Source organism: Derxia gummosa DSM 723 (genome assembly GCF_000482785.1).
GTDB lineage: Bacteria > Pseudomonadota > Gammaproteobacteria > Burkholderiales > Burkholderiaceae_E > Derxia > Derxia gummosa.
This window is the reverse complement of the sequence record NZ_AXWS01000008.1, coordinates 729552-736374: the sequence shown is the minus strand read 5'-3', so window position 1 is coordinate 736374 and position 6823 is coordinate 729552. Positions and strand designations below refer to the sequence as shown.

4 protein-coding genes are annotated in these 6823 nt (G+C 72.4%); 1 reads left to right on the top strand and 3 read right to left on the bottom strand.

Annotated features, from left to right (window positions below; translation table 11 throughout):
* Positions 1-40: 40 nt before the first annotated feature.
* Positions 41-2923, top strand: coding sequence for an Ig domain-containing protein (locus H566_RS0109415; RefSeq protein ID WP_156924356.1), 2883 nt, complete (start codon positions 41-43; stop codon positions 2921-2923).
* Positions 2924-2997: 74 nt separating this feature from the next.
* On the opposite strand, the gene H566_RS0109410 is transcribed toward H566_RS0109415, so the two are convergent.
* The 3 genes from H566_RS0109410 to H566_RS0109400 form a co-directional block, all read right to left on the bottom strand.
* Positions 2998-3939: a DUF72 domain-containing protein gene (locus H566_RS0109410; protein WP_028311243.1), complete on the bottom strand. Its 942-nt coding sequence runs from the start codon at positions 3937-3939 to the stop codon at positions 2998-3000.
* Between the two features lie 77 nt (positions 3940-4016).
* Positions 4017-4415 carry a hypothetical protein gene (locus tag H566_RS0109405; RefSeq protein WP_028311242.1) on the bottom strand — a complete coding sequence of 133 codons (399 nt, stop codon included), beginning with the start codon at positions 4413-4415 and terminating at the stop codon, positions 4017-4019.
* A 63-nt stretch (positions 4416-4478) separates the two neighbouring features.
* On the bottom strand, positions 4479-6674 hold the full coding sequence (locus H566_RS0109400; protein ID WP_028311241.1) for an ATP-dependent helicase: 2196 nt from the start codon (positions 6672-6674) through the stop codon (positions 4479-4481).
* Between the last annotated feature and the right edge of the window lie 149 nt (positions 6675-6823).

Below are 6823 nucleotides of genomic sequence, written 5' to 3'. Positions count from 1 at the left end.
GCCCGCCCTCCCGCCGCGCCGCAACACCAAGGAGTCTTCCGTGACCACGCCCCCGCCACCGGGTCGCCCGGCACGCCCGTCGTCCCCGGCGCCGACGCGCATCACCACGCGCGGCCTGCGCGCCCTGAGCGCAGCGCTCGCCGTCGCGCTGGCGGCCGGCGTCGGCGCGCTTGCGCTCCATGCCCGCGCTGGTGCCCAGACCGACAAGGCCGGCGCGGGCGCCGCCCGCCCGGCCGCCGATGCGACCGTCGGCGGCACGCCGCAGAGCGTCACGCCGCTCGACGCGCATCCGCTGCCCGCCGCGCCGACCCCGGCCGCCACTGCCGCCACGCCCGACCCCTGCCAGCAGACCGGCAGCGACGGCCGCTGCATGAACCCGGTCGCGCCGGTGCTGAGACTGGTCATCAAGGCGGCCCCGCTGCCCGGCGGCACGGTCGGCAAGGCCTATGACCAGGCCCTGCGCGCCGGCGGCGGCAGTCCGCCCTACCGCTTCGCGCTCGACGGCGGCGCCCTGCCCGCCGGCCTCGCGCTCGGTGCCGATGGCAGGCTCGCCGGCACGCCCGAGGCCGCCGGCGGCTTCAGCTTCGTCGCCCGCGTGACCGACGGCGGCGGCAGCGACGCGCGCCAGACCTATTCGCTGCGCATCGCCAGCGGCAAGCCGGCCGCGCCCCGGCCCGCCCCGCCGGCCGAGCCGACCGTGGACGTGGCCGCGCTCGACATCCCGCTGCCCGAGCGCCATCGCGCCCTGGTGTGGCGGCTCGACCCGAAGGACGTCGACGACATCCTCGCCGGCAAGCCCTATCTGGCCTGGAAGGCCAGCGGCGCCACCAGCCCGCCGCCCGACGAGCCGGTCCTGCCCACCCGCATCGCCGAGAGCATTCCCAAGGGCACGGCCGAGGTGCTCAAGCGCATGGCCGGCGTCGAGTTTCCGAGCCGCGCCCAGTTCGAGAGCGCGCTGGAAGACTTCACCTGCGACGCGGTGCGCGAGCTGTTCGTGCGCCGGGCCATCCTCACCGTGCCCCAGGCGCGCAGCCAGATCCGCGCCTGCTTCGACCCGACCCAGCCGCCGGTCCCGATCGTGCCGCCGCCCACCCGGCTCACGCCGCGCACGGCCGCCGCCGAGCTGCTGCCCGATTACATCCGCTCGGTGGCGGTGGCCTATGCGCGCAAGTCGGACTACAGCTTCTCCGCCGCGCCCGCCGGCCCGGCCGACGATCCGCCCACCGACCACGCGCCCTGGACCGCCACGCCCGACTGCGCCTGCGTGGCCGAGGACATCCAGGGCCTCACCTACGGCATGTACCCGTTCTGGCGCCAGAAGGATCCGGCCGCCCCGCCGGCGGTCGATTTCGGCAGCTACAGGCGGCTCGGCTACCTCGGCGCCACCTTCGACAGCGGCGGCGGCCTGGTCGGCGCCGGCTCGCACTGGAACGCGCGCTCGGGCATCGACCTGCTGCCGCACCGCTACGACAGCCGGCTCGACTACGTCGTGCATCGCGGCCAGTGGGACGACCTCGCCAGCCTGCTCGCCTTCGACAAGGGCGGCAGCGTCGCGGAGTTCACGCCCTTGCGCCGGGAAAGCGATGCTTCGCTCGCCACCCGGGCGCGCGGCTGGCTCTCGCAGCGCATCGCCGACGCCAGCGGCAGGGACGACGCCCATCGCTGCCAGCCCGCCGAGGCCGGCTGGCCGGTCGGCGACCTCAAGAGCCTGCCCGGCCTGCCGCGCGGCCATGTGCCGCTGGCGATCGACCGGCTCACGCAGAACCTGGTCGCCCAGATCGATCTGCCCTCGACCGACCGCGCGCGCGGCCTCGCCACCCTGCTGCCCGATCTCGGCCTCGACGGCCACGACCGCATGGGCGACGGCGTCACGCTGTTCTTCGACCCGCCGCGCGTCAGCGCCGACGATCCCGGCTCGGCCGACACCGTCCGGCGCTACAACGACTTCATGCAGCTGCTGCTGCGCCAGCTCGTGGGTCGGCTGCAAGCCTCGCCGCGCGAGGTGGCGCTCAACCTCGTCATTCCCTACGACCTGTTCGTGCGCGAGCAGACGCCCGATTCCACCGACATCTACTCGATGGGCATGCTCTACCAGCTGCTGCTGATGGCCGAGCAGCCGCTGGTGGAAGACCTCGGCGGCGGCGAGCGGCGCATCTGCGAGAGCGGCTCGGACTACCGCTCGCGCACGCCGGTGACGGTCAACTTCATCGTGCTCATGAACGAGCCGACCCGCCTGACCACCAAGCTGCTGAAGGCAGCGGTGGACCGGACCCAGGCGGTGCGCGGAGTCAACCGCCGCATCCTCGTGCGCAAGCTGGTGCCGATGCTCACGCTCGGCACCTACGCGGCGCCGGCCGGCATGGTGTTCGCGGCGCCGGCCGATGACGCAGCCGACGCCGCAGCCGATGGACAGGCCGCCGACGCCAAGACCGCGCCCGCCGTGCCGGCCGAGCGTGGCACCGACGACCTCGTGCAGTTCAACGACGACCTCGCCTACCTGGCCGACGCCTTCGCCGGCGTGGCGGTGTGGGAATTGCCGACGGCGGAGTTCAACAGCGCGCTGCAACTGCCGGCGCAGCTGCGCAAGGCCTTCGTGCCGGCCGGCAACGCGGGGCCGGGTGGACTGTGCCGCTTCGTCTGCCCCAACCGGCACGAGCTGAGGCTCGCGGCCAAGGTGCTGGGCCTGCTCGCCCTGCTGGGCGCGGTGGCCTGGTGGGCGTCATGCACGGTGCAGCGCCTCGGCCGGCCCTATGTGATCGGGCTGCTGGTGTGCGTGGGCCTGTTCGTGGTGCTGGGCATGGCGCTGCTCGGCTGCGATCCGGCGCTCGCGGCGGTGCGCGAGAACAACGTGCTGCTCGGCGTGCTGGTGGCCGGGGTGCTGCTCTGGGCGTTGTACGTGAACCTGAAGGCGCAGGACGACTGAACGCGGTGGCCGGGCTCTCGCTTCGCGCCGGCCCGGTCGCGCCGGCGGGCCGACGTCGGGTCCGCTGCCCGTCCTCAACCCGCCAGCGCGTCGATGAAACCGAGCGCGTTGCGCGGCCCCTGGTCCTCGCGGTTGGTGTTGAAGACCACATGCAGGCGTTTGGCGTCGAGGGCGAGCATCCGGGCCTGATCGGCGAGCGTGGCGAGCTCCGCCGCCGAGTAGTCGTAGTCGAACCGGCTTGCTGAAGACGTTGCGGCGCTGTTGCCCCATGCGGCCTCGTTTCGTCCGTGCAGACGGAGTATTGCCAGCTTAGGTTGTGACACTTCCCAGACTGCCGGGATCGTGTTGCGCCAGTCCTGGGGTTCGTCGACCACCACGTTCACGAGGCCGAGTTCGCGCTCGCGGTCGAGCGTGTCGATGCAGGCGGCGGGCGTGGCGAACCAGCTGCGGTCGCGGAACTCGGCCGCGAGCAGCGGCGGCTCGACTCCGGGACGCGCGGCCGCGAAGGCGTCGGTGGCCGACCGGACGCAATCCCCGACATGGGCCTGCCCTGCCCGGTCGCGCCGCAGCCAGGGCGCGAACTGGAACAGGAGCGCGCCGAACTTGCCGGCATCAATGAGCGGCAGCAGCGCATCCATCTGGCGGCGCCAGAGTTCGTCGATCACTTCGCCGGGCAGCTTGCGATAGCTGTAGCGATCGCCCGGTCGGGCGCCGAGTGCGGTCCGGAGGTCGGCCGGCAGCACCGAGGCATCGGCGGGGTGACCGGTAAAAACGCGAAAGGCCTTGAAATTGAAGGTGAAGCCGGCGGGCGTGCGATCGCGCCAAAGCTCCGCATTCCGGCGCGACGGCAGCGCGTACCAGCTCGAGTCCACCTCGACCAGCGGAAACACCGAGGCGTAGTGACGCAGCCTCGCTTCGGCCGTGTTGCAGCCGGGCGGATAGAAGCGCCGCGTGGCGATCAGGCCCTTGTCGGCCCACGAGGCCGTGCCGACGAGGATGTTGGCTGGCGTTGTCATGGCGAGCTTAGGTAGATACACATTCGTTTGCCCGTCCGAGCCGTCCGCGCGGGTGGCCGAGGCTGCCGGCCCGAGGCTCAGACTGCCGGTGGCCCGGAGGCATCGACGGCATCGAGCGCGTCATGGAAGAACACGCAGACCGGCGGCTCCCCCTTGGCAAAGCGGCGCGCGACGGCCACATAGCCGTTGGGCGCGGCGCCCGGCGTGGTGGCGACGCGATCGCGCAGCAGCAGCACGACGGTGGCTCCGTCGGGCGCGGCGATCGCCTGGGTGAGCGTGAGGTTGGCGGCGCTCAGGTCGGGAGGCAGCACAAGCGGCTGGCCGTCGATGTGCACGAGCGTCGGCTCGTCGAGGCGCCAGAACTCGCGCTCGCCTTCGAGATACACGTCCACATGCAGGCTGGGCGGTACGCCATAGCGGGCCGGGGCGTCGATGGTGTCGGGCGCGTCGGGGCTGAGGGTGAGGCTGTCGGTCATGGATGGCTCGCGCGTGGGTTTTGTTGGCGGGAAGACGAGGTCAGGCAAGGTCCGCGCCGCCACTTACCCCCACCGCCCGCGCAGCTTCGCGCCGAGGTCGATCACCGGCCGCTTCGCCGCCTCGCGCGCCATCGCCGCCGCCTCATGCGACAGCGGCGACGGCGGCGGCCAGCTCGCCTGCTCGAACAGCGGCAGCAGCGCGGCCGGGATGAAGCGCGTGCGCGCCGCGAACACATGGCGGTCGCCGCCGGGCGTCTGGCCGGTGACGTGGAAGCGCTGCGGAATCACCAGCGCCAGCGCGTCCTTCGCGCGCGTCATGGCCACGTACAGCAGGCGGCGCTCCTCCTCGATCTCGGCGGCGGAGCTGGTGGCCATGTCGGACGGCAGGCAGCCGTCCACCGCGTTGAGCAGGCTCACCGCCTCCCATTCCTGGCCCTTGGCGGAATGGATGGTGGAGAGGATGAGGTAGTCCTCGTCGCGCAGCGGCACGCCCGATTCATCGCTTGTGGCCTCGGGCGGGTCGAGCGTGAGTTCGGTCAGAAAGCGTTCGCGGCTGCGATAGGTGGCGGCGATGGATTCGAGCTGGAGCAGGTCGGCCTCGCGCACGAGGGCGTCGTCGAAGCGGCGCTCCAGGAAGGGCGTGTACCAGCGGCGGATGAGTTCGACCTCGGCGGGCCAGCCGGCGGGTACGGCTGGCGTTGCGACGCCCTGCTCCGCCGGACCGGCGCCGACCGACGCCGACGCCTGGCTCGTCGTCGCCCCTCCGGCGTCCGCCCGCGCGCCGCGCAAGGCCCGCATCAGCGCCGCCAGCGCCTCCCACTCGCCCGCCGCCGCTGCCGGCGGCTCGTAGCAGTCGAACGCCAGCCACGGCGTCGCGCTCGCCTCCATCGCATCGAGCACCTTGCCCGCCGTGGCCGGACCGATGCCCGCGAGCAGCTGCATCACGCGGAAGCCCGCGAGCCGGTTGCGCGGGTTGTCGGCCCAGCGCAGCACGCCGAGCAGATCCTTCACATGCGCCGCCTCCAGAAACTTCAGCCCGCCGAACTTCACGAACGGAATGTTCCGCCGCGTCAGCTCCACCTCCAGCGCTGCGCTGTGGCTGGAGCTGCGGAACAGCACCGCCTGCCGCTTGAGCGGCGTGCCCGCCTCGCGCCGCTCAAGCACGGCCGAGGCGACGAAGCGCGCCTGCTCGGCCTCGTCGTACACCGTCACGAGACGCGGGCGCGCGGTGGATTCGCGCTCGGTCCAGAGGTTCTTGGTGAAGCGCTCGGCGGCCAGCCCGATCACGCCGTTGGCCGCGTCGAGGATGGGCCGCGTCGAGCGGTAGTTGCGGTCGAGCGTGACCACGCGCGCCGCCTGCGCAAACTGCGCCGGAAAGTCGAGGATGTTGCGCACGGTCGCCGCGCGGAACGAATAGATGCTCTGGGCATCGTCGCCCACCACCGTCAGCCCGCGCCCGTCGGGCCGCAGCGCCAGCAGGATCGCGGCCTGGAGCCGGTTGGTGTCCTGGTACTCGTCCACCAGCACATGGTCGAAGCGCGCCGCCACCTCGGCCGCGAGTTCGGGCACTTCCATCATCTGCGCCCACCACAGCAGCAGGTCGTCGTAATCGAGGATGGCCTGCTTCTGCTTGGCCTCGACATAAGCGCCGAACATCTGCTTCAGCTCGGCCTCCCATTCGAGGCACCACGGGAAGGCCGTCTTGAGCACCACGTCCAGATCGTCGGTCGTGTTGACCGCGCGCGAATAGATGGCGAGGCAGGTGCCCTTGGTCGGAAAGCGCTTCGCCTTGGCCGACAAGCCCAGCTCGTGGCGCACAAGGTTGAGCAGATCGGCCGAATCCTCGCGGTCGTGGATGGTGAAGGTGGGCGCGAGGCCGATGCGCTCGGCGTGCTCGCGCAGCAGCCGCGCGCCGATCGCGTGGAAGGTGCCGGCCCAGTCGAGGCAGCTCTCGGCCGCGTCGGCGCGCAGGCCGAGACGACGGCTCAGCAGCCGGCTCACACGCCGCGTCATCTCCGCCGCCGCCCGGCGCGAGAAGGTGAGCATGAGGATGCGGCGCGGATCGGCGCCATGGGCCACCAGATGCGCGACGCGGTGGGCGAGCGTGTTGGTCTTGCCCGAACCCGCGCCCGCGATGACGAGCAGCGGCGCCGTCTCGGCCTCGCGCGCCGCGCCGATGCCGTATTCGACGGCCTCGCGCTGGGCGGGATTGAGGGTGGCGAGCGGGTCGGTGTCGGAGGGCTGGGGCTGGGCGGGCATGAGGCGGCGGGCGGGCGCTGGATACTGGTCGAATATACAGCTCGTGAGGGCGGTCTCATCCACCCCTCGCGGCCGGCAGCGCCGGACGGCAGTCGCAGGAAACGGAGTGCGCGGCGGCGCCGGGCAGCCATACTCGCCGCCCGCCACCG

Excerpts from the sequence above, each read along its gene's own strand:
- H566_RS0109410 (WP_028311243.1), bottom strand. The coding sequence starts at position 3,939 with ATGACAACGCCAGCCAACATCCTCGTCGGCACGGCCTCGTGGGCCGAC.
- H566_RS0109400 (WP_028311241.1), bottom strand. The coding sequence starts at position 6,674 with ATGCCCGCCCAGCCCCAGCCCTCCGACACCGACCCGCTCGCCACCCTC.
- H566_RS0109405 (WP_028311242.1), bottom strand. The coding sequence starts at position 4,415 with ATGACCGACAGCCTCACCCTCAGCCCCGACGCGCCCGACACCATCGAC.